Annotated in this window: 28 protein-coding genes and 1 pseudogene; 15 read left to right on the top strand and 14 right to left on the bottom strand. The window is 66.6% G+C overall.

Annotation, left to right across the window (positions count from 1 at the left end; all coding sequences use genetic code 11):
• Positions 1-108: 108 nt before the first annotated feature.
• The 7 genes from ACT2CW_RS18250 to ACT2CW_RS18220 all read right to left on the bottom strand — a co-directional run bounded on the left by ACT2CW_RS18250 (position 109) and on the right by ACT2CW_RS18220 (position 3,917).
• Positions 109-633: a hypothetical protein gene (locus tag ACT2CW_RS18250; protein ID WP_445517347.1), complete on the bottom strand. Its 525-nt coding sequence runs from the start codon at positions 631-633 to the stop codon at positions 109-111.
• Positions 634-729: 96 nt separating this feature from the next.
• Positions 730-1,371: a hypothetical protein gene (locus tag ACT2CW_RS18245; RefSeq protein ID WP_445517346.1), complete on the bottom strand. Its 642-nt coding sequence runs from the start codon at positions 1,369-1,371 to the stop codon at positions 730-732.
• Between the two features lie 92 nt (positions 1,372-1,463).
• Positions 1,464-1,991 carry a hypothetical protein gene (locus ACT2CW_RS18240; protein ID WP_445517345.1) on the bottom strand — a complete coding sequence of 176 codons (528 nt, stop codon included), beginning with the start codon at positions 1,989-1,991 and terminating at the stop codon, positions 1,464-1,466.
• Positions 1,992-2,055: 64 nt separating this feature from the next.
• The gene (locus tag ACT2CW_RS18235) at positions 2,056-2,439 is read right to left on the bottom strand and encodes a hypothetical protein (protein WP_445517344.1); all 384 of its coding nucleotides are present in this window, start codon (positions 2,437-2,439) and stop codon (positions 2,056-2,058) included.
• Between the two features lie 206 nt (positions 2,440-2,645).
• Positions 2,646-2,867, bottom strand: coding sequence for a hypothetical protein (locus tag ACT2CW_RS18230; protein ID WP_445517343.1), 222 nt, complete (start codon positions 2,865-2,867; stop codon positions 2,646-2,648).
• Positions 2,864-3,433, bottom strand: coding sequence for a hypothetical protein (locus tag ACT2CW_RS18225; protein WP_445517342.1), 570 nt, complete (start codon positions 3,431-3,433; stop codon positions 2,864-2,866). Before ACT2CW_RS18225 ends, ACT2CW_RS18230 begins: the two co-directional genes overlap by 4 nt.
• Positions 3,434-3,491: 58 nt before the next feature.
• Entirely contained in the window at positions 3,492-3,917 is a 426-nt protein-coding gene (locus ACT2CW_RS18220; protein ID WP_445517341.1) for a hypothetical protein, read from the bottom strand.
• A 274-nt stretch (positions 3,918-4,191) separates the two neighbouring features.
• Here ACT2CW_RS18220 and ACT2CW_RS18215 point away from each other — a divergent pair, with 274 nt between their 5' ends.
• From ACT2CW_RS18215 to ACT2CW_RS18175, 9 genes are all read left to right on the top strand, one after another.
• A complete protein-coding gene (locus tag ACT2CW_RS18215; RefSeq protein WP_445517340.1) occupies positions 4,192-4,623 on the top strand; it encodes a hypothetical protein in 432 nt (143 codons plus the stop codon).
• A 70-nt stretch (positions 4,624-4,693) separates the two neighbouring features.
• Positions 4,694-5,098 carry a hypothetical protein gene (locus ACT2CW_RS18210; RefSeq protein ID WP_445517339.1) on the top strand — a complete coding sequence of 135 codons (405 nt, stop codon included), beginning with the start codon at positions 4,694-4,696 and terminating at the stop codon, positions 5,096-5,098.
• A gap of 137 nt (positions 5,099-5,235) precedes the next feature.
• Positions 5,236-5,613, top strand: coding sequence for a hypothetical protein (locus tag ACT2CW_RS18205; RefSeq protein ID WP_445517338.1), 378 nt, complete (start codon positions 5,236-5,238; stop codon positions 5,611-5,613).
• 114 nt (positions 5,614-5,727) lie between these two features.
• The gene (locus ACT2CW_RS18200; protein ID WP_445517337.1) at positions 5,728-6,150 is read left to right on the top strand and encodes a hypothetical protein; all 423 of its coding nucleotides are present in this window, start codon (positions 5,728-5,730) and stop codon (positions 6,148-6,150) included.
• A gap of 356 nt (positions 6,151-6,506) precedes the next feature.
• Complete coding sequence (locus ACT2CW_RS18195; protein WP_445517336.1) at positions 6,507-7,160, top strand: hypothetical protein; 654 nt, start codon at positions 6,507-6,509, stop codon at positions 7,158-7,160.
• 207 nt (positions 7,161-7,367) lie between these two features.
• On the top strand, positions 7,368-7,772 hold the full coding sequence (locus tag ACT2CW_RS18190) for a hypothetical protein (protein WP_445517335.1): 405 nt from the start codon (positions 7,368-7,370) through the stop codon (positions 7,770-7,772).
• A gap of 76 nt (positions 7,773-7,848) precedes the next feature.
• A complete protein-coding gene (locus tag ACT2CW_RS18185) occupies positions 7,849-8,160 on the top strand; it encodes a hypothetical protein (protein WP_445517334.1) in 312 nt (103 codons plus the stop codon).
• A 76-nt stretch (positions 8,161-8,236) separates the two neighbouring features.
• Positions 8,237-8,500: a hypothetical protein gene (locus tag ACT2CW_RS18180; protein ID WP_445517333.1), complete on the top strand. Its 264-nt coding sequence runs from the start codon at positions 8,237-8,239 to the stop codon at positions 8,498-8,500.
• 83 nt (positions 8,501-8,583) lie between these two features.
• Entirely contained in the window at positions 8,584-9,489 is a 906-nt protein-coding gene (locus ACT2CW_RS18175; protein WP_445517332.1) for a phosphoadenosine phosphosulfate reductase domain-containing protein, read from the top strand.
• Here ACT2CW_RS18175 and ACT2CW_RS18170 read toward each other — a convergent pair.
• Entirely contained in the window at positions 9,438-10,223 is a 786-nt protein-coding gene (locus tag ACT2CW_RS18170) for a pentapeptide repeat-containing protein (protein WP_445517331.1), read from the bottom strand. The genes ACT2CW_RS18175 and ACT2CW_RS18170 overlap by 52 nt on opposite strands.
• 151 nt (positions 10,224-10,374) lie before the next feature.
• Between ACT2CW_RS18170 and ACT2CW_RS18165 the strand changes: the two genes are divergently transcribed.
• Positions 10,375-10,533 carry a hypothetical protein gene (locus ACT2CW_RS18165; RefSeq protein ID WP_445517330.1) on the top strand — a complete coding sequence of 53 codons (159 nt, stop codon included), beginning with the start codon at positions 10,375-10,377 and terminating at the stop codon, positions 10,531-10,533.
• Between the two features lie 14 nt (positions 10,534-10,547).
• Here the strand turns inward: ACT2CW_RS18165 and ACT2CW_RS18160 are convergent, their stop codons facing one another.
• Positions 10,548-10,841: a DUF6313 family protein gene (locus tag ACT2CW_RS18160; RefSeq protein ID WP_445517329.1), complete on the bottom strand. Its 294-nt coding sequence runs from the start codon at positions 10,839-10,841 to the stop codon at positions 10,548-10,550.
• A 218-nt stretch (positions 10,842-11,059) separates the two neighbouring features.
• Between ACT2CW_RS18160 and ACT2CW_RS18155 the strand changes: the two genes are divergently transcribed.
• The 4 genes and pseudogenes from ACT2CW_RS18155 (at position 11,060) to ACT2CW_RS18140 (ending at position 14,040) form a co-directional block, all read left to right on the top strand.
• Positions 11,060-11,347 (top strand): hypothetical protein, encoded by a 288-nt coding sequence (locus ACT2CW_RS18155; protein ID WP_445517328.1) that lies wholly within the window; start codon positions 11,060-11,062, stop codon positions 11,345-11,347.
• 52 nt (positions 11,348-11,399) lie between these two features.
• Positions 11,400-13,202, top strand: coding sequence for a reverse transcriptase domain-containing protein (locus ACT2CW_RS18150; RefSeq protein WP_445517327.1), 1,803 nt, complete (start codon positions 11,400-11,402; stop codon positions 13,200-13,202).
• 109 nt (positions 13,203-13,311) lie between these two features.
• Positions 13,312-13,479, top strand: a pseudogene (locus ACT2CW_RS18145) (integrase core domain-containing protein); the annotation flags it as partial.
• 312 nt (positions 13,480-13,791) lie between these two features.
• Positions 13,792-14,040: a hypothetical protein gene (locus ACT2CW_RS18140; protein ID WP_445517326.1), complete on the top strand. Its 249-nt coding sequence runs from the start codon at positions 13,792-13,794 to the stop codon at positions 14,038-14,040.
• 299 nt (positions 14,041-14,339) lie between these two features.
• Here the strand turns inward: ACT2CW_RS18140 and ACT2CW_RS18135 are convergent, their stop codons facing one another.
• The 4 genes from ACT2CW_RS18135 to ACT2CW_RS18120 form a co-directional block, all read right to left on the bottom strand.
• Positions 14,340-14,912 (bottom strand): hypothetical protein, encoded by a 573-nt coding sequence (locus tag ACT2CW_RS18135; protein ID WP_445517325.1) that lies wholly within the window; start codon positions 14,910-14,912, stop codon positions 14,340-14,342.
• Complete coding sequence (locus ACT2CW_RS18130) at positions 14,909-16,081, bottom strand: MAB_1171c family putative transporter (protein ID WP_445517324.1); 1,173 nt, start codon at positions 16,079-16,081, stop codon at positions 14,909-14,911. The genes ACT2CW_RS18135 and ACT2CW_RS18130 overlap by 4 nt, the downstream gene beginning before the upstream one ends.
• Before the next feature lie 50 nt (positions 16,082-16,131).
• Positions 16,132-16,683 (bottom strand): hypothetical protein, encoded by a 552-nt coding sequence (locus ACT2CW_RS18125; protein WP_037946853.1) that lies wholly within the window; start codon positions 16,681-16,683, stop codon positions 16,132-16,134.
• Positions 16,684-16,768: 85 nt separating this feature from the next.
• The gene (locus tag ACT2CW_RS18120; RefSeq protein WP_445517323.1) at positions 16,769-17,209 is read right to left on the bottom strand and encodes a hypothetical protein; all 441 of its coding nucleotides are present in this window, start codon (positions 17,207-17,209) and stop codon (positions 16,769-16,771) included.
• Between the two features lie 262 nt (positions 17,210-17,471).
• On the opposite strand from ACT2CW_RS18120, the gene ACT2CW_RS18115 reads away from it, so the two are divergent.
• Positions 17,472-17,960, top strand: a complete 489-nt coding sequence (locus tag ACT2CW_RS18115; RefSeq protein WP_445517322.1) for a hypothetical protein — start codon at positions 17,472-17,474, stop codon at positions 17,958-17,960.
• A gap of 951 nt (positions 17,961-18,911) precedes the next feature.
• On the opposite strand, the gene ACT2CW_RS18110 is transcribed toward ACT2CW_RS18115, so the two are convergent.
• Positions 18,912-20,234, bottom strand: a complete 1,323-nt coding sequence (locus tag ACT2CW_RS18110; protein WP_445517321.1) for a tyrosine-type recombinase/integrase — start codon at positions 20,232-20,234, stop codon at positions 18,912-18,914.
• Between the last annotated feature and the right edge of the window lie 849 nt (positions 20,235-21,083).

Raw genomic sequence — 21,083 nt, 5'->3', positions numbered from 1 at the left:
AAGGGAACGCGCGGGGCGCAGGGCCCCGCGCGATAGGGCATTTGGTTCAGCCGGTCCTGGCTGTTCCCCGGACCAAGGGCGCGCCGAGTAGGCGCGCCCCGCAGGTGGTCAGAGCCAGGAGCGGATGACGCTCGGGCACTCGTCGTAGTTCTCCGTGGCCACCTTGTGGAAGTCGGCGTCCGGGTCGTCGAGGAGCGTGAGCGCCGCGTTCACGATCAGGTTGTCCAGGTCGTCTGCGACAGTGCGTCGCTCGTGTTTGGCGGCGAGGTCGATGCCGTTGTTCACGGCCTGGGAGACCTGATCGCGGGTGTACTGCGGGTCGTCATCGTCGGTCGGGGCGGGGCCGGGCGCGTAGTGCGCGTTCCTCACGGTGGCCCAGTTCGCGGACGGCTTGTCGAGCAGCGTCATGGCGGCGGCGTGGGCCCAGACGAATCGGTCGTCGCTGCTGCTGATGTTCGCTTCGTCGGCGGCCATGGTGACGCCGTCGGTCATCGCAGTGCGGACGGCGTCGCGGGAGTACAGCTTGACCGGGCTGATCTCGGTGAGTGCCAGGATGTCGCCTGGGCGCAGTGTGCTGAGGTCGATGTCGACGATGTGAATACGGTCGTCGTCGGGGATGCCGATGATGCTCATGGCGTGTGGGCCCTTTCTGCTCGGGTCGGGCGGGCCCGGTTGCTCTCCGGGCCCGGGGCACCGGCCGGGTGGCCGGGGCGGGGTCATGGTGGGTGATCAGCCCTCGCCGTTACGGAGGCTGCGCACGGTGTCGGCGACGCGGGCGGCGAGCACGTCAAGGCCGTCGACGGCACACGCGTCGGACAGGTAGACGGTGCTCTTGATCAGGTCGGACCTGACGTACAGGTCGTCATCGATCTCATCAACGCCGAGGGTGAAGGTGCTGCGGGGCTCGCCGTCGCGGGCCAGGCGCGCCCCGACGCCCCACGGAGTGGATTCGGCGTGCCAGTCGGGGCCGAGGAGCTGCACGGTGGCGCGGCCGATGTCGGAGACGCTGAACTGGTATTCGGTGCCGGGCGCGGGGTTGTAGCGCCCGTGGTCGTCGTACGGGAGGGACGTGGCGTGCGCCGTTTCGAAGGCGAGGATGGCGTCCAGCGCGATCGCGGTGGCGGCTCGACGGATGGGGCGTCCGCCCAAGAGCGGCGTGTCGATGGCCGCGCTTACGGCGTCGATGGCACCGCTGAGCTGCTTGGCGGCGGTGCTCCAGGCGCGGCTGTTCTCGGCTCGGGCCGACGCGTGCGCCTGCATCGGGGTGATCCGCTCAATGAGCATGTCGGCGGCGTACCGGCGACGGGGGAAGGTGGCGTACACGCCGTAGGCGGCGCGGGCCTCGGGGACGAGCGTGGTGACGGTGTTCATCAGTTGGTGCCTTTCGGGTCGGGCCGGTTGCTCTCCGGCCGGGTCATGTGGTCATGCGGGTAGTGCTTGGTCCCGCCCGGTGGTTGGCGTGGTCAAGCGTTGGTGGGCTTGCCCTGGTTGCAGGGCCGTGCGTTGTCGACGCGGACGGCTCTGGCGAGCTTCATCAGGTCGCGCTGGAGGGTGAGTGCGATGGGGAGCCACGCGTCGATGGCGGGCTCGCTGGTGGCGCGTGTGAGCTTTTCGTGAACGAGGATGAGGCGGTGCCGGAGGTCGGTCTCCTGTTGGGCGAGTGCAGGGGTGGCGGGGTTGAACGGGGCGAGCGTCGGCAGGGCGACGCCGGTGAGCGGGGCTTCGATGTAGTCCGTGAAGTTCGCGGGGAACCGGGTGTCCGGGTGGAGCTGTGCCATCTCGCGGGCGTCACTGAGGATCTGGGCCGCGTCCTTGAGCGCCTTACGCTCGAATGCTTCAGCGGCCCGGTCCAGGTGGGATGCGATGAAACGGAGTGCGCCCAGGGTGGCGGGCGGGGCGAACCGGTCGCGGGCGACGTTGGCGGTGATGCGGGCGCGCAGTGCGGCAGTCTCGGTGGCGGTGAGCGTGGCGCGTGGAGCGTTGGAGTTCATGTGGTGGTCTCCGGTGTCTGGGGCCGGGGCGCAGAGTGTGCGCCCCGGCGCAGGCTTGTGTCCGTCAGGCGGCGGCGAGGGTGGCGCGGATGACCTTGTACTCGGCCTTGCGCGGCTTGTAGTTCGCGACGATCTGGGCGACCTGCTCAGCGGTGTAGCGGTAGACGGTGACCACGCGACGGGCACGGCCGTTGAAGGTGCGTCGGATGCGGGCGGCACGGCCCCGGACGCCTGCCTTGCGGGCCTGAGTGCGAAGCGCATCGGCGGCTCCGCTCACGACGTCGAGCGGGGCGCCAGTGGCGATGATGTGAGTGGCCAGTGAGCGGGGACCGGTGCGGACACGGCGGGCGGCGGTGGCGGCGGAGCGGCGTGCGCGGGCCTCAGCGCGGTTGGCACGGGCGCGGTCGCGGATGACGGTGGCGGCGCGGCGAAAGTTGGCAGAAGCCATCAGGGTCACCTTTCGGTTCGGGTCTTGTCGGCGGTTGCTCTCCGCCAACACCTAAAATAGTACAGCATGCGTCGTTGTGGGTCCAGTCGAGGTAAGTGGCGCGATGGCTAAATGCTCACTGAGCAGAGGATTCCATGACCGTTGCGCATGTGGTGGGGTGTGCGTGTCGCTGTTCAGCAACGCGCGCTGTACTACGAGAGTGTGAGTCAGAACAACGTGTCACTCTGCGGTTCGGCGGGCTGCGTCTTCCGGCGGGGCGCGGCCCGGCGCACGGGCATCCCGTCGCCGAACAGGGCGGCGGTGCCGTACGCGTCCGGGGTGGCCGGCACACGGGCGCCGGTCCGCGCGGTGGCCTCGTCGATGAGAGCGAGCGGCGCGGACCCGTCGAATTCGGCGCGGCCCATCTGCGTCCACTTGGGGCCCGTCACTGGCCCTCCTCCGTCTTCTCGGCGTTCTGCAAGTCGATCGGGGTCGCCTGGCTGTCCTCGTCCTGCACCTCCAGCTCCGGCTCCCGGCTGCTGAACGGGTACGGGCTGTCCGGGTCGTCCAGGAAGGCGAGCAGGGCGCCCGTGACCGCACCGTGCGCCGCCCAGCGGGCGGGTATGACGACAAGGAGTTCGTCGGCGTTGTTGAGCTGGCGCACCGGGTCCAGCCCCAGTTCCTGGCGCGGCCAGACGGTGAGCGTGATCGGGTCGGTGAGGTAGGTGTGTGGGTCCGCACGATGCTGGCGACACAGCTCGCACGGGCACGCAGAGTCAACGGGGCGCGGCCGGGCGGCATACGGGATGCAACCGTACGGCAGGTAGCTGACCCCGGCGTCGTGACCCGGGTCGTAGCCGTAGACCTCGCCGAGCACCACGTCCCCGTGCTGTATCCGGTCGGCGCGGACGATGCGCACGGCGGCCTGATCGAAGTCGTACGGGTGTATGTCAGCCGGGCGGGCGCTCAGGCGCACAGGGCGTACGGTCGGGTCGAGGTCGAAGAACACGGGCATGGCAATCCTTTCCGGGGACCGGGGGCGCCGCCGCGTGGCTGCGCCCCCGGCAGGGTGGTCAGTGGTGCTCGCGCCACTCGGCGTCGAGGGCGCGCAGCGCGGCCATGAACTCCGGCGTACCGGGTGTCTCGTCGAGGTCGCGCACCTGGGCGCGACCGTCGGGGTTCTCAGTGCGGGAGCCTCCGGGGTTGATCCAGCCGTACGCGGGTCGGCTCGCTACCGTCACGCACAAGTCGGTGGCGGTACCCGCGCCTTTGCACTCGTCGGGCACGTCCGGGTCGGTGCCGGTACAGGAGACGAAGAAACCGGGGTCCCCGCGCCATTCGATGCCGACGGAGCATCCGGGGGTGCCGAGGGTGGCTCCGGCGTTCTGTCCGTCGTAGACGCTTCCGAAGGTTGCGAGGATGCCGAATGCGGCAGTGGCTAGCCCCCCCCCGGCGAGGAGCGCGAGGGGGCGCGGACGGCGAGTGAGAAGGCGCGGCATGCGCATAGGGAAGTCCCCTTCAATTCGGGTCTGTTGGCCCGGTTGCTCTCCGGGCCGGTGGTGCGGAGCAGGACACTACACACCTCAACAGGATAAGTACAGTTCGCGCCACTCTCTAGGGAATCTCAAGCTACATACGTGCAGTTCAGAGGGCTTTTTTGGGTACGGTCAGGTAATCGTCTGTCGCGTCCTGTAGTATTCTCTGTGTTGGCGGGGCACACCGGCCCGCCGCCCGGAGAGCAACCGGGCCAGACCCGAACCGAAGGGGACACCCATGTCCATCTCGCTCGCCAAAACCACCCGCAGCTTCACCATCCTGATGCAGCACGGCACCGTGCACGCCGTACTCCTCACCCCCGCTGGCGACCAAGAACGCAGCAGACTGCGCGCCGAGTGGTACATGAAGGACTGCCGCGACATGATCGAGGTAAGGGCCATCGACGGCTACGACGCAAGCGTTCAAGCCATGCCTCTGGCCGAGCGTCGAGCGGTCATCAAGACCTACCTGGACCACGACGAGAACAACACATTCCGCGACGCCTCCCGCATCTACCGGAGTTTCCGCGATTACGTCCGCTCCCTGACTCCCGAAGAGCGCGCCGCGCAGTTCAACCCCGACCTCGCCAACAACCCGCCCGTCGGCCCTCTCATCCACTTCGCGTTCATCGAGACCATGCGCGATCTCGGCGAGCCCATCCCCGCCTGACCCACTCGCTCCGCCCCACCACGACCCCGGAGAGCAACCGGGGCAGACCCGAAACCGAAAGGGGCACCCAATGTCCTTGACGCCTGAGAAGACGCCCCGCTCCTTCACGGTCCTCATGCAGGACGGCACCGTGCACGACGTCCTCCCCACCCCCGACACTCAGGAAGACCGCGATCTCCTGTACTTCGACGCGTATTGGGGTGACTGCCTCGACCTGTTCGAGGTGACGGCCGCCGACGCCGACGCCGCGCGCGTCCGAGCCGTCGCCGCCCACGAGCGGACGATCGCCATCGAGGACTACATGAACCGCGTCGGCATCAGCCACCAGGCAGCATGGACCGCCTACCGGGACTGCCACGCCTGGGCCCGTGCCCTGACCCCCGAAGGTCGCGCCTCCTGGCACACCAACATCCTCAAGAGCTACGCGCCTCTCAAGCACTTCGCTCTTATCGAGGCGATGCGCGATCTCGGCTAGCCCACCACGGAGTGACCTGCCGCGCCGCCCGCCCCCTCCCGGCGGGCGGTGCGCCCCGCCCTGACACCGAGCAGCTCGGTGTCAGCGCCGGGCGCACCGCCCCCACAGCACTCCATCCCCGTACCGGAAGGACCCCTGTGTCTCTCGACGCCGCCCCCGCCTACCGAATCCGCCTCAGTAAGGAGTGGGACAACTTCCTACTCGTCGTCGACGACGAGAGCGGCTACAGCCGACTCGTCAACGAGGACGACATTCCCGAGCGGAGAGTCCTGAGCGTCGAGCGCGTCGCCGCTCACCCCGTCGAAGCCACCATGCAGCGCAATGCCCTCGACGAGGAGCTGTTCGAGGCGCCTTACAAGATCCTCACGTACACCGCGCGCAGCGAAGCGCACGCGGCCGGACTCGCGCTGCGCGACCACCACGAGGAATGGGCGCTGCTCGCCCTCGACGACGTCTTCTACGCCGACGAGAACGCGTTCCCCGGCATTGCCGCCCACTTCCATCGGGGCGACTGACCACACGCGCCACATCGAGCCGGAACAGCGCACCAACTTACGCGTGCGCGCGCGTAGAGGGCGCTCAAAACGCTCGAAATTCCATCCGCCCTCCCTTGGAAGGACCCCGTTCCGATGACCGTTTCGATACCCGTTTCTGAGCTGACCCCGGCGCAGATCACCATCACCGTCGACCAGTGGCACCGCCCCGTCGCGGTACTGCCCGACCGCATCGCCATCCGGCTGGCCGCATCGTCCCGCGAGGGCGTCAGGGACTACGGCTACTGCCACTTCGAGTCGCGGCGCTTCGACGCCGACACCTTCGAGACCCGTGCCATTCGCGCACTCCTTGAAGCCGTTGTTCAGGCGTACCCCGAGGCACAGGGTGTCAGCCAGTACCGCACGTACGACGTCGGCTACTTCTATGGCTCGATCGTCGGCGCGAGCGGCTGGGACATGGCCGCGCGCACCTGGAAGGACTACGCCGCAACGGAGCACCTGCGCGTGCGGAGGGGTATCCATCTGCACCACGACGGGCGCAGCCACTTCGGGTCGTGATCGTGCTCCGGGCGCCCGTTCCGGCGGGCGCCCCCTTCCCTACTCACTCTCCGGCTCTTGGAAGGACCCATCCGTCATGCCTGTCTCTCTCGACAAGCCCACCGTCCGTTCACCGTTGTGCACCAGCACGGGGAAGTGCGGTTGGCCGTCTGGCAGTCGGGTACATCGGGCTCCACCTCGCCAGCATGATGACCAACTAGGCCAGCGCGCTGGTTTGGCACAGCACGCAGCACTGCGGGGGTAGATCGGCCTAATTTTCCTGGGGTGAGCATCAACGTGATGACGCATGCTGTACTATTTAAGGTGTTGGTGGAGAGCAACCGCCAGCGAAGACCCACATTGCAGAAAGGCACACCATGCCCAACATCACCACCATGCTGCTCGATGCGCTGGCCACGCACGGAATCTCCGCCTTCTACGACGTGGACGAGGGCCTGCTCATCGCGCACCCGGCCACCATCCCCCAAGAGAAGGTCATGGCGGGCGAGCACATCGTGCTGACCACGCCTGGCACTGCTTCCCCCGGTTGTCACGCCACGGCATGGGCGCCCGAGGGCGCACCGGACTACCAGCAGATCGCCACGGTGTACGAGCCGCAGAGCGGATCGGCGCTCGCCGATGACGTGAACCTGTGTGCGCGGGCTGTCGCCGAGTGGTTCACCACGCCTCGCCTGACCGCCGGAGCCGTGCTGCTCGCTGCGCTGGCCGAGTGGGGCATCACCACGCATAGCGACGACATCGGCATGAGCTACGCCATCCCCCTGGACCCGGCCACCTGCACGGCGGACGTCCGAGACAGGGCCCACCTCTCCGTGGCCGACCGCGACTCGTCGGTGGAGCATGTCCCGGCCGCGCATACTGGCTGGTCGGTGTTCGTCCACGACGGGAACGGCTATCCGGTCGGCGACCCAATGTTCATCGGCGGCGACGGAGGGCCGGTGGACTGCGGCGCCGACTCGGCGGCCGCCGCCGAAGCCATCGCCGACTACCTCACCCACCCCACCCACTGACTGCCCGCCGGGGCGCGGCCGCGCCGCTGCGCCCCGGCGCCAATGCAGGCGGGAGAGCAACCCGCCCAGACCCACTCCGGAAAGGTGGCGGCAGGACAGCGCGGCTTTCCCCTTCGATCTGGTCGCCTGATCGCCCGCCGGGGCGCGACGTTGACCACCGCGCCCCGGCACTTTCTCCTCTCACATCAACTCCCGAAAGGCAGTGCCATGACCGCGCCGTTTTTGTCCGTCTTCCTGCCCGACACCGCTCGCAACCGGGACAGTCTCGCCGTCGCGTGGACGCGGATGCTGGAACTCGGCTATGCGCCGCGTGCTACCCCGGTCGACGAGCCCGAGGGTTGCACCCGCTCCCGTTGCGCGGGAGTCCATAGGGGCTACCCGGGTAGCGAGCACCGATGGGCTCTCACGTGCCTGCTGTGCTGCCAGGACATCGACGTCTACGCCAGCCACATGCGGGACCGGAAGGGCGCCAACCCGGCTCCACCGCGCCGTCACAATGGTTGCCCGTATTCCGGTCCTGGCAAGGCCGCGGCGCGCGCTGCCCGCTACGCGGAGATCGGCCGCGCCATCCCCGACTGGGACACCGAGGCCCGCGCCGCGCTTGCGGCCTGAGACTCCGGCCGAGCGCCACGTGCCCGCCGCTTCCCGGCGCCTTCCCCACCTTTCGCCACCACATCAGGAGGTAATCATGACCACCACCACGACGAACGTCACCATCAAGGACACCAGCCAGCTCGCCCAAGGCGACATAGTGCGCACCCACGGGATGCGCGTCCGGCTCGACCGCGGCGCTTCCCACGAGCGATCCGACTGCACTGTCTACGCCTGGACCGGGACCGTTCTGAACCTCGACGAGGTCCGCGAACAGGGACATGTCCCCATGTCCTTCCTGCGCACCGAGCGGTGGCAGTCCGGCCAGGGCTGGGTGACCGACCGCGAGGACGTGTGGGTCGTCCAGGGCAACGAACGTGCCGAGTGGATTGTCGAGAACCCCTCCTAGATCGCTCTGCCGGGGCGCACACCCGCGCCCCGGGCACCTCCCCCTGCCCCGGCCCGACCAGCTCCCGAGGAGCGTAATGAACTCGACGATCCGCGCCGCCCGCGCCCGGCTGGCCCGTACGCACTCCGCCTCCTTCCGCCGCCGCTTTCGATTCCTGCGCACGATGGCGCTCCGCGGCGAGTGGCGGGACAGCCGTCAAGAGGCCGCCATCCGGCAGTTCGGGGTGGGTAGCGCGTCCGCGTGGCGCAGCGGGGCCTACGGACGCCCCACTCCCAAGCCGCCCGTGGACCGTTCCTGTCTCCCGCGCGAGGAACGAGTCGGCCGCCCCGGCCGCCCGTAGCCACTCCATCGCGGGGCGCTGCTACGTGTACTGCGCCCCGCGCCCCATCTAGCCGTCGCCCTGCATGCCCTGCCGAGGACACCATGACCGCCCAACTCGCCCTGTTCGCTGGGGACCCCGCCCCGAAGAAGAAGCGCGCCCGCCGCATCCACCCGTCTGTGCCCGATGTGCCGGCCACGACCGTCCCTGCCGAGCTGCTGCGCGTCGCCGACTGGATTCTCCTGAACTCCAGTGGTGGGAAGGACTCCCAGGCGATGGCGTCCCACGTGTGCGACCTGGCCGCCAAGCTCGGTCTGCTGCACCGCGTCGTGATCGTCCACGCCGACCTGGGCGACATCGAGTGGGAGGGGACCCGCAAGCTCGCCGAGGAACAGGCCCGCCGCCTCGGCGTGCGGTTCGAGGCCGTGGAGGCAGCGGGCGGCGACCTGCTGGCGCGCACCGTCGAGAGGTTCTTCAAGCTCAAAGCGAAGGCGGAGAAGGAGGCCCGTGAACAGGGGCTTGACCCGGCCCCGGCGAAAGTCGCCCCGGCGTGGCCTTCGTCCTCTGCTAGGTGGTGCACTTCGGACCTGAAGCGGGGACCGATCCGGAAGCTGATGACGCGGCTCGTGGCCGAACTCGGCGACCTGGGGCGCCCGGCGCGCATCCTGAACTGCATGCGCCAGCGGGCCGCCGAGTCGGCTCCGCGCGCCAAACTTGCGGCCGTCGAGATCGACCGCCCGGCGAGCAACGGCAAGAGGCATGTCACGACGTGGAGACCGATCCACGGGTGGACAGATGCCCAGGTCTGGAAGGAGATCGCCCGCTCCGGTCTGCCGTACCACGAGGCGTACGACTGGGGTATGAGCCGAGTCGTTGACCGGACTACGGGAGGACACGTCGAGTGGCGCGTCCCCATTAGGTTCGTTAGGCGCCTCGGCTTGCTCGGGCGTGACTGCGCTCAGGACAACGTTCGGGAGCGGTCCGATGTGCTGTCACCGCGCACGCGGTAGGTACCAGAGCTCACCTCGTCGGACAAGCCGCGGGCCTCTTCTGCGAGGTCGTCAGGCCATGTTGTGTGAAGGTCCCATACGATGGCCGGGCGCAGTTTGAGGTGAATGGTGCCGCGCAGGTTCGCGCCAGTTAGTTTTACGCCGTTCAGGTTCGTGCCGTTCAGGTTCGCGCCTGTTAGGTCCGCCCCGGTCAGGTCGGCGCCGGTCAGGTCAACGAGCGTCAGGTTCGCGCGGGTCAAGTTCGCTCCGTTCAGGTCCGTGCCCATCATGTTCGCGCGCATCATGTTCGCGCCGCTTAGGTTGGCGTCGGCCAGGCTCGAACCGTTCAGTTCCGCGTGTACCAGGTTCGCGTCGGTCAGATTTGCGTGTGCCAGGGTGACGTTGGTCAGGTTCGCGTGCATCAAGTTCGCGTCTGTCAGATTCGCGTCGCTTAGGTTCGCGTTGTCCAGGCGCGCGTCGATGAGCTCTGCGTGGGCCAAGTCCACGCCGTTCAGATTTGCAAGCATCAGGTTCGCGCGGGCAAGACGGCGAGGTGCGTCGACGCCTTCGAGGCGTGGGGTGGCGAGGCGTTCGGCATCAGCGACAGCGTGGGTGGGCAGGTTTTCGCCGGAAGACGCTTCGGCGAGCGCGTGAGCGGTGTCGTTGAGAGCTTCTGTAGACGCGTCCGGGCATGCCAGGTAGAGCAGACCGCGCAGGATGACGGCCTGTCCCTCAGTCTCGAAATCGTCCACCACGGTCTCCAGGGTAGGGCGGTCACACGCTCGGAGCGCGGAGTCGGCAGATCGGGCAGTAGTGGCCCGCGTCCGGGTTGATGGCCAGGAGAAGCCCAGTAGCGGCCCTCTCCGCACGGCGTTCCCGATCACGGGCGCCTGACCGTGGTGGTGGATGGGGACCACGCATGAGCAGGGTCTGGATTTCACGGAAGTGGCGCTCGGCAGTCTTCCAGTCCGGTCCGGACGTTACCGCGAGATCGGAGCCGGGCACGTGGTGGAGGTTTCCGAAAGCAGTGACGGCTTTGGCAATGTCACCACCGCGCTGGTGTAGCTCGTGGAGGCTGATCACGCACCACCCCCCGGGTTGGTAGGGGCTTCTATGAGGGCGCGGAGCTCGGCTATGACGGCGTCGAAGTCGCGAGACTGGTGGCTCTGGATCTGAGAGGTGATGAGGTAGCCAGCAGCGCCACCGACGAAGGCGGGGACCGCGGCCCAGCCGATCACCGAGAGCGGCCACGTCGCCCACTGCGGGTCCACTTCGGCCGGCGACTTGATACCGATGAGGATTTCGTACGCGCTGGCCCAGCCAGTCAGCACGCCGTTCACGATGAAAGTGGCAGCGCAGACGGTGAGCACCACAGAAGCGCGGGTTAATAGCCAGTACGGGAGGCGGCTGAGAGCGTACCGACGGGCCCACCAGGCGGTGACCCTCTGCCCGAGGACAGGCCGAGGAGGGGGGACAGGCGGTGGCGAGGTAGGCGGCACAGACACGGAACCCACGCTAGAGGTGACTACCGCATGAGCGGAATGGAACCGGCGCGCTCTTAGTCCGAAAAAGTCTGTCCTGCTCGTTCTGCGTGCTCGGGTGCGAGGCGGACGTCGTCCTTGCCGCCCGGCTGCGTCCGAAGAAGGCCGCCCAGTACGTTGCCGTGGAAGCGAAGGTCCGCGCCGACTTCAAGCACGGCCTGTCCATGAGGGAGATCGTCGCGCGGGCCAAGGCACTGGACGACGAGCACGGTGAGCTACAGCGGCCCCCGCGCGGCACCGCGCTGTCCGGGTACGTGGGCAAGAAGGCCACCAGCAAGTACCTAGCTGTGCTGTCCGGGGACGTTGGTGACGGGCGGCGCGCCGTGAGGGCTGCTTGAACGGGCGAAGGGGGCCAGGTGATCGGACACCCGAAGTCGGGAGGTATGCGAAATGCAGAACGCCGAAACGGTGCTGGGTGTCCTGCGTGAGCGCGGCAGGCGTGGTCTGCCGTGTGAGGAACTGTATCGACAGATGTTCAATCCGCAGTTGTATCTGCTGGCCTACGGCCGCATCTACTCCAACAAGGGGGCGATGACGCCAGGGGTCACGCAGGAGACCGTGGATGGCATGTCGATGGGGCGGATCGACCGCATCATTGATGCGATGCGCCACGAGCGCTATCGGTTCCGCCCCGCGAGGCGAGTTCACATCCCGAAGAAACAGAGCGGGAAGACTCGACCTCTCGGCTTGCCTACTTGGTCGGACAAGTTGGTCGGCGAAGTGGTGCGGCTCCTACTGGAGGCGTACTACGAACCGGTCTTCTCCGGCAGGTCCCACGGATTCCGTCCCCGGAAAGGCTGCCACACCGCGCTTCGCGAAGTGGTCAACACCTGGACGGGGACGGCCTGGTTCATCGAGGGCGACATTGCCGACTGCTTCGGCAGCCTCGACCACGAGGTCCTGCTCGGAGCCCTGGGCGAGAAGGTCCACGACAGCCGGTTCCTGCGGCTGGTACGGAACATGCTGACAGCCGGATACCTGGAGGACTGGACCTGGCACACGACGCTGAGCGGAGCCCCGCAAGGCGGCGTGGCCTCGCCCGTCCTGTCCAATATCTACCTGCACAAGCTGGACACCTACGTCGAGCAGACCCTGATCCCGGAATACACCCGAGGCAGGCTCCGAGCACGCAGCACGGAATACCGCCGGGTGGAATCGGCAATCGCACGTGCACGCCGCAAAGGTGACCGCGCCGAAGTGCGGTCGCTCTACAAGCGGTTACACCGTCTCCCCAGTCAGGACCCCAACGATCCTGACTATCGGAGGCTGCGATACGTGCGCTATGCCGACGACACCCTCCTCGGATTTGTCGGGCCAAAGGCCGAAGCCGAAGAAATCAAACAGCGTCTGGCGACGTTCCTGCGTGAAGACCTCAAACTGGAGCTGTCGCAAGAGAAAACGCTGATCACCCATGCCCGGACAGGCAGGGCCCGATTCCTCGGCTACGAGATATCGACGGCGAGCACGGACCGCAGAACACGACGGCCGTCCGCGACGGACCGGCGCAACCGCCGATCCCTCAACGGGACGATCGTCCTGCACGTGCCCTCCGACGTGATCAAGGCCAAGTCCGCCCCTTACATGGCACGCGGAAAACCCGCCTGCCAGAACTCACTCGTGAACGAGTCCGATCACGTCATTGTCGGCAAGTTCGCCATCGAGTACAGGGGCGTCGTCCAGTACTACCTGATGGCCGGTGACGTCTTCCGACTCCACCGGCTGCGCTGGGTTATGGAGACCTCCATGCTCCGGACTCTGGCGCGAAAGCACGGCTCGACGGTGTCGAAGATGGCGGCCCGCTTCAAGGCCAAGATCCAGACACCCTACGGGCCGCGCACCTGTTTCGAGGCTCGTATGCCACGGGACAACAGGAAGGAACTGGTGGCCCGATTCGGAGGGATTCCCCTCAAGCGGCAGAAGACGGCGGAACTGACCGACCGTCTGACAGGTCCCGTCTATCCCCACAAGAAGTTGATCAGTCGACTCCAGGGAAATCGGTGCGAGATCTGCGAACGAACCGGTGAGGTGGAGGTTCACCACATCCGGTCACTCAACGACCTCAGCCGAGTGGACGGGCCGTCCCCCGATTGGGCGAATCTTATGGCCAGGCGCCGGCGCAAGGCCCTCGTGGTCTGCGGCGCCTGTCATGAGCGCATCCACACCGGGAAGCCGAAAACGACGCTCACGCAGTAGTCACTGGAGAGCCGGATGCTCGGAAATCGGGCCCGTCCGGTTCGGAGGGAGGCCGAGCGGAAAAGGCCCTGTCCGGCAGGGACCTCGCCGCTCGGCCGACCCTACCCGCACCCTGCTGGACGAGTGGGCCTACCAGCGGCCCTACACCTCAGAAGCCGAACGTCAGGCAGCGTTTCCCGGCTGGCTGGACTGGTACAACTACCACCGACCCCACACCGGAATCAGCGGCCAAACACCAGCCAGCCGCGTCACCAACCTCTCCGGACAGCACACCTAGCGCGCCTCGAACGAGGACACCTCGACCTGGCGGCCTGATACCCGATCGCGCCGCTCCACCACGGGCCGGAGCGCAACCGACCCCGCAGACCCGAACTGGAGTGACCCCACGTCCCGCACCACCCGATCGCACACCATCGCCAGGCACCTCACGGCCGGTGGCCTCGCCCACCTCCACCTCACCGAGGTCGAGCAGCAGGAGGGGCCGACCGGTCGGCACGAACACGACGGATTCGCCGTACGGCAGCACCGCGACGAAGCCGGGACCCTGGTCGTCGTCGCGGGCGCGTACGGCCCGGACTGGTTCGCCACCATGCGGGAGATCCGGTACCGCCTGGAGCAGCCGTACGTGAAGTGCACAGTCCTCTCCGACGCGCCGGGGCTCGGCGACCACGAGGTCCTGGTCCGGTGGGCGACGTCCGAGGAACTACAGGCCCGCAAGCGGGCCCAGGCCGAGCGGCAAGCCCCGCTCGTCGCGCTGCTGCGCAAGCAGGCGGCCGCCGAAGAGGCGGCCGCCGAGCGGCAGGCTCTCGAGGACGCGGGCCAATATGGGTTGTTCTGACTCTGCGGCCAGGCGGTGTCGGTGACGCCCGCGCGCCATGGTCGTCACAGGGTCTCGGAGGTTGCCGCAAGGGAACGACGGCCGCCTCCTGCTCCTGGCGCGGATCCGTACGGCGGCCGTCGGCTGGCCGACCTGCGGGGGTGCGACTGACGTGAGTGGCATAGAGCACCTTGCCGACCCTCGGCTTCGGCGCTACTGCCGAGGGTCACCAACGTCGAGGGCATAACCATCACCGCAGACAGCAGGGGAGCCCGGCCGATGGGTCCGTACCGGCCGGGCCCTGGTCGTGCGAGGAGTGGCTACAACACAACGAACGCTGCCGCAGTGGCTGCGCCGAGGGACGCGCCCGCGACGGTTTGTGCGATGGTGTGGTACGTCAGCGCAACGCGGGACCAGCACACGGCTATGACTAGGCCGTACGCGGCGATCCACCAGGGAGAGTGGACGGCGGCGAGCATCGCGACGACCGCGGAGGCGACCGCGGAGTCCACCGAGATCTTCCAGACGGCGTTCACTGCCAAGAGGCCAACAGTCATGGCCCACAGGGCGAGCATGGCGACGAGGATGCCGGTCGGCGCATGGCCGAGGACCATGGCGAGCGAGCCGAGACCGATCGACGCCAGGATGACGAAGAAAATCGGGGCCCGCTTCGTACGGTCCACCACATGCCGATCTCCCCAGGTGCCGCGCTTGCGCTCCCACTCGATGTAGGCAGCCGGGATGATTCCCGCGCATAGGGCACCGAGCAGACCCCAGGGGATGCCAGTCCAGTCGCCCGCGGCGGCCAGGCCGATGCCGAGCATGCCGATGAGGAGGACATTGCGCGGCTGGAGAACGTCGGTGACCGTCCGGGCCGAGGCGGTGCGCGTCATGCAGCCACTCCTATGGAGGTGAGCAGGTTCTGTGCCTGGGACTGGTTGACCCTCTTGTACGCCTTGGCAACGTGGAGGAGCCAAGCAACCTCGCCTTCCTGATCCATGGCCTGCTGCTGCTCGAACGCGGCAACGGGCCCCGCGGGCGTGCCCTGGCTCTTCGCGGCAAGGGCGGCCTTGATCCAGTGCGCCTGTGCGGCAGCGCCGTTGCGGGTGTCGGCCGTCTCCTGGGCGGCTACCATCAGGCCATCCGGGACGTGGTGGCGCAACCTCTCGATGGCGTCCGCCAGGTCGTTTACCCACCGGCCGAGCTGGAGATCAGCGTCGAGGTCACGGCGAGTCAGCTCTTGTCGGCGAGAGAGAGGAGCCTCCATCGGGATACTGGGGAAGGCAGCCATCAGCTCTCGCCACATCGGGTAGAGACGTACGAGCGCGTACCAGGAGCGCGCGCGGCGTAGCCCCTTTTCCGTGGCAGGGACCGAGACGCCGAGGGCGAAGAAGACGAACAGCAGTTGCTGCATGGCCTCGGTGCTGGCGTCCACGTCATAGGCGAACGTGTGGCTGGGCTGTTCGGCGAGCCAGTACCACATGAACAGCGTCCGGCCGACGGAGTACAGGACGCCGAGCACCATGGCGAATGCCATCATGCCCAGGCCGACGCGGAGCAGTTTGCGTTCCTCGCGGCGGAAGGCACCAGCCCACTGGTAGAGGCAGATTGCGGACGCACAGCTCAAGTAGGCGTAGAAAACGCTCATGTAAGCCGTGGCGCCCCACTGGCCTGCGTGGTCGGAGACGAAGCGATCGCTCGGCTCGGACCGGTCCACGATGGTGAAGAACATGACCGTCATCAGACAGAAAGCGGACAAAGCCGTCTTGGTGGCCACGCGCTGGATGATGCGGGATACCTTCATGGCACGAGCCATGTCGCCGTCGGCGGGGTACTGCCCGTAGACAGCGACGATGTAGTACAGGATCGCCAGGATCGCCGCGCCGGCTGAATAGTGCTTGATGAGGACGGAGACGTCCGTGACCTCGCTGTTGTTGAGCCCGATTCGTACGTACTGGGTCTTGGTCCATAGGGCGACGGCGAACCCAAGGAAGCAGCCCCAAAGGGATCTTCGGCGGGCGTCGGTACCGCCGAGTGCGCGCCAGATGGCGACAGCGGTCATCAGTGCGGCTACAGCGTAGCCAGCTAATTCGAGCAACGGTGGTCCTTCTGTTACGAGCGGGGGTTGGTGAACCGGCGGCGGAACCTTCGGCCGCCTACTGGCCGGGAGAGAGAGTCACCGAGGCGGCCAAGCATGTCGTCGCTCGCGACGTCCCGCGCCATGCGGCGGATCAAGCTGGCGCCGAGTTCGGCCACCTTCTCGTCCTTGCTCTCGTAGTTCGCGCGGGCCTGGATGGGGCGGTCCCCAACGAAGCGCTGGAGGAGTGTGGTGTTGAAGACCGGCATCATCTTCTGGAGGTCTTCAAGACTGAGTGTGCCTCCATGGTCAAACCACTCGTGGGTCAGCTCGTGGAGGATGACGTGGTCGGTTTGATAGACCGTGGGCCGTCGACGGAAGAGAATCATGCTGAATTCGGGGGCCTTCACGCGCAGCCCGCACGCGGTGTTGGGGTGCACCATCCGGTCCGGTAGAGGGACGAGCACGATCCGGCGGTGGCGGGCCTGTTCCATGTTGCGCACGAGGGCGGGGATGCTGAACTTCGTTGGGATGGGAAGGTTGGCTAACCCGTCTTCGCAGACTCTACGCAGCTCGCGCAGGGACATCAGCGGCCTCGACGTTGGTTTCTCTCGCAGCGGTGTGCGATAGGGGTGGGGGTGGTGGTATCGACCGGCTGTGAACAAGTGTTCGCTATGGGGTCGTGGCCTCGGGGCTGCCGTCGCCCTGTTGGAACTTGCGGACCTGCTCGAGGACGAAGTCGAGCATCTCGGCAGACATGCCCTCCTCGCCGATGCTGCGGCCCGCGATGCCGCTGATGTCGCCGGTCCGGGTTCCTGCGAGGAGCGCGAGGCCCGCCATGACGTCTTCTACGACATCGGTCTGGTCTTTGAAGAAGCGCCAGTTGGCGATGCCGAAGCCGAGGGCCAGGGCTTGCAGGGTCTCGTCGCGTACCTCGGTGATCTGGCCCTTCCGCAGTTTGCCGAAGTAGCTGTGGGAGAGGGCGCCTCCGTGGCTCTCGACGATCCGGCAGAACTCACGATCGCTCGGAGCTCCATCCGGGAACGCGTGATCCAGCAAGTAGACGATCTTCTCCTGCAAGGTGTGTGGCTCGTCTCTCTCGTCGCCACTCATTGCCGCCCCCAGCCCGTTCGTGCACCATTTGATCCGATTCGCATGCAAGGGGTTCGGGTGGTGACCCACTCCACTGAGCAAGAGTTCACCCGTCGTTCAGTGATCGATCTTGTTTGAAAACTCGATCAAGACCCGGCTTGCGTAAACATCCTACGTGACTGTTAACTCAATGACACACAGAGCCGCTCGACGGGGGTAGCGCGGCCGGATTGCGCCGTGCTCTGGCTTGATCCACTCGACGGGATGGAGTGATGGACGAACCGTGGCGATCTCCGACACCATGCCTCCGCTCTGGGCCTCCAGTCTGCGGCCCCTCGCGGCCAGGTGTGGCCCCGCTGGCTCGCAGGTCCTCGGCGCGGAGAACTCCCTCGAGTTCCGGACCGGCCCCGAACGCCAACCCACCGAAGCCATGCGCCGCTCGCGCCGGTTCGCCGCAATGGTGCTGCCGGCGCTACTCGGCGAGATGTCGGAAGCCGCAGCCATCGCCGAGTCAGTGCTCGGAGTGCTCACGGAGTTGGTCGACGTCACCGCGCGTCACCGCGCGAGTGTTGACCTGGCGGGCCGGATCTCATGCGACGGGGCGCATGTCCTGCTCACCGTCGGGGAGATGGACCGGCCCCTGCCGGATCCGGAGGTAGAGCCGGGCCTGTATCTCGTGCACCGCCTGGTCGACGACATCGGCCAGTACCGCGGCGACGAGGCTGGGTATGTGACCTGGGCGTCCGTACCGGCTCCGTCGAAGACTCGGTAGCCCCCTTCTCCTTCGCGGCCGCTACAGGAGGCTCCCTGGGCATCATCGCCACAGCTCGCCCAGAGGGCCGTATGCGGCGCCGACCTTCGACTGCTCGATGTACGTGGCTCGACGCCCGCCGCGATCACCCCTTGATCCCGCGCCTACGTTCGTGGGGTCGGGTCGACCGTCATGGAGCGACTCTTGATGGGCGAAGCTGCGAAATTCCGGATGCTTGTCGTTTCGGAAAGGGCGAGTCTCCGTTCCGGGCCCCGTCGCAGGTTCAAAGGTCGTAGCCGGGCGTGCCCACTCCGTCAGTGTGCGTGCCTCAGGGGAGGGTCGCCGACGTCTATCAGTAATCGGCTTGGATTCAATCGGGTTGTGCGTGGGGTCGGTGTGGATGGGGCCAGGCGATATGTCGTCCATGAAGAGTTGATGCCTGGCGCGGCTTGAGCCTCCGAATTCGGAGGTGATCCCGCCGGGAATCGCCTGCCTATTATTGGGGTTGTGATGCAAGCCACAGATCATGTCCACATGATGGACGTGATCTGTTTGGCTTGGTGGGCCTCCGTGGCGAAATCCTCGTCCGTGCGCGGGGCTGACGAGCTTAGGCACTTGTAGCTGCTGCGCTCGGGAAGCGAAGCGGCGCCAACGCAGGTGTGAAGCAAGGCCGGAAACGTGCGTAGCCATCAAAGTAGCCACACGAGGGGCCTTTCCGCATGTTCGCGCAGGTGGGAGCGTCGGGGTGACACTCCCCGGCGTACAGCCCGGTCTGTCCTCTCGCACCCCTCCGGCCCTGGTCAGAGCGGGTATCCGCTCCAGCCTGTGCCTCCGGGGTCGAATCGGGGTCGAATCGGGTGGGTAGACCGTTCCACGGGTCCAACTCACCCTTCGCGCCGCGATGGTTAGCCTCGTTGCGTCAGTGAGTCTTGCATATCGGGGGCCGCTGGGGTCAAGTCCCTCGGCCCGGGTTCACCCTGCCGCGCGGGCCGGATCGTCCGGCGCGTGCGGCGCCGCCTGTCCGGCGTCGGCAGGCCCTGCGGGACCGAGCTGGGCCGGAGCAAAGAGACCGCTGAACGTCGTCACCTTCACGCCCTGCACGGCCACTGGCGGGTGCGCATAGGTATCCCATGTCTCGGAGAACTCAGCGTGACGGGATAGTGCTTGCACCGTCTTCGGGTCATACCTGCCATCCGCGCCCAGCCGACTGGTGTAGAAGTGCTTCAGGTCGTGGAACCGCGTCCCCTCGGGCAGGCCGGCGAGTTCCACCGCCGCCCGCCACTTGTCGTTGAAGTGTCCGCGAGTCAAGGGCAGTCCCGCCCGAGTGGTGACGATCAGCCCCTCGTCCGGCGGCGGCGTATAGCCGCGCTGACGTCGCTTCCGCTGCCCCCTTTTGGAAACTGGTGCCGGCCCCCGGAAGCAGGACAGATGCCTGGCCAGAAGCTCGATCAGGAAGTGGTCGACCGGCAGCGTTGCCCGGCTGGCCTTGGTCTTGAGCTTCGCTGCCCGGCGGCGCTGCCGCTGCTCCTCAACGTAGAGCACGTCCTGAAGCCAGCCCACCGAGGTTTCCTTGAGGCCGAAGGCCTCGCCCTCGCGTAACCCTGCGCACGCTGCGATCCACACGAGGATCTCGTACCGCGGTTCAACTTCCCGCATGGCCCTGGCCAAGTCCCCCACCTGCTCAGGAGAGAGGGACACCTTCACACGGTCCTCGACCTCCGGAAGCTCGATCCGGGACACGATGTTGGCCGGGAGCGGGACGTCCGCGTCAATCATGTAGTTGACCAGGATGCGCCATGTCTTGAAGATCTGGACGACGTAGTGGGCCGATTCGACTCCGGGCTTGTCGATCAGGTGATCCACGAGAGCCGTCGTATCCCGGCGCTTGAGTGTTTTGGCTATCCGGTTCCCCATGAACGGGACGATATGGACACGCAGGTGTGTCGCATAAGTGTCCGTTGTGTTCTCGTTCTTATTCCGCTTCTTCCTGCCTTCGATCAGCTGGTCCGCAAAGGCTTCGACCTTCTCGTTCCCGATGTCCGGATCGACCCAGGTGCCGTTGCGGATGGCCACTCGAACCTCGTCCAGGTGGTCGCGGGCCTCCTGCCAGATGTCAAAGGACGGCCGCCGCGGCTTCCCACCGGGGTCCGTGTAGCGAGCCTGCCACTGCTGACCACGGCCGTGGTCAGCAGACGGGTACAGTGGGTTCTTCTTCGTGCCGCACTTGCAGGGCACGTCACCCTGCTTCGGATATCTTTTGTGCCACCGATCAAACGGTGCATCGGACTCGGCCATGTGCCCCTTCTTTTGAGATTTCCAACTTCTCCCTGCCCGTAACACCTAGGGATCAAGCGGTTTTGATGAGCGAGCGAGCTCACCCTTCTTGATACGCTCGAAAAGGTCATCGACCTGCTTCTCGCTGTAGCGCACCCGACTGCCATTCCTGTTCCCTCCCCGGTTGTCTCCTGGACCGGGTCGGTAGTACGGGCCAAGAGGGTAGGCGCGCAATAGACCGCGATTCGTCCACCGGCGCCGAGTTGAAGGTGAAATACCGAGTCGGTGTTCCACCTCGCGGGGCATCATATAGCGATCGGAACAATTTAAAGAAGGGGCTTCAGTCGCCTTGTTCGTATTGCTCATCGAGACACCGGAACCGATATTTTGAACGAGGCTGAAGAGGGAAACCCGCTGCGCGTGGATCTGATATCCGACAAGACCGCACCTCCCGTGGTCACATGCCCTCCATCTGTGGACGGGTGGGGCTTGCCCGCGAGGGCGTCAGAGCCATCCATCCACAGATGTTGATGAACGGTCCGACGTTAACTCACATCAACCGATTGCGGTAGGCACGGCGATTCCAGAGTGCCGGTTTCGGTAGGAATTTTCCGTAAACGTGTGTTGATGATTCCATGATCAAGAGAATCGCCGCAGTGTGGCTCGAAGGAGCGCCTGCCCATCAGCTGGCCCCTTGCCATGAAGCGGCTTGGTCACTGCGCCGTCCGGAGAATTCAGGTCCTGGAGAGCGCCCTCCGTCTGCTCCGGTGGGCGGATGGAGCCGCACATCGCCGCCTGGTCAGCAAGTTCGCCAGTCTCTCCGGGAAAGCACACGTCTGAGCTGGCTTGGCTTCGGCAGCGTCTTCGCTT

The sequence above is a fragment of the Streptomyces sp. NEAU-174 genome (assembly GCF_052665095.1).
The sequence above is the reverse complement of the archived record's forward strand: the minus strand, read 5'-3'. Positions and strand labels throughout refer to the sequence as shown.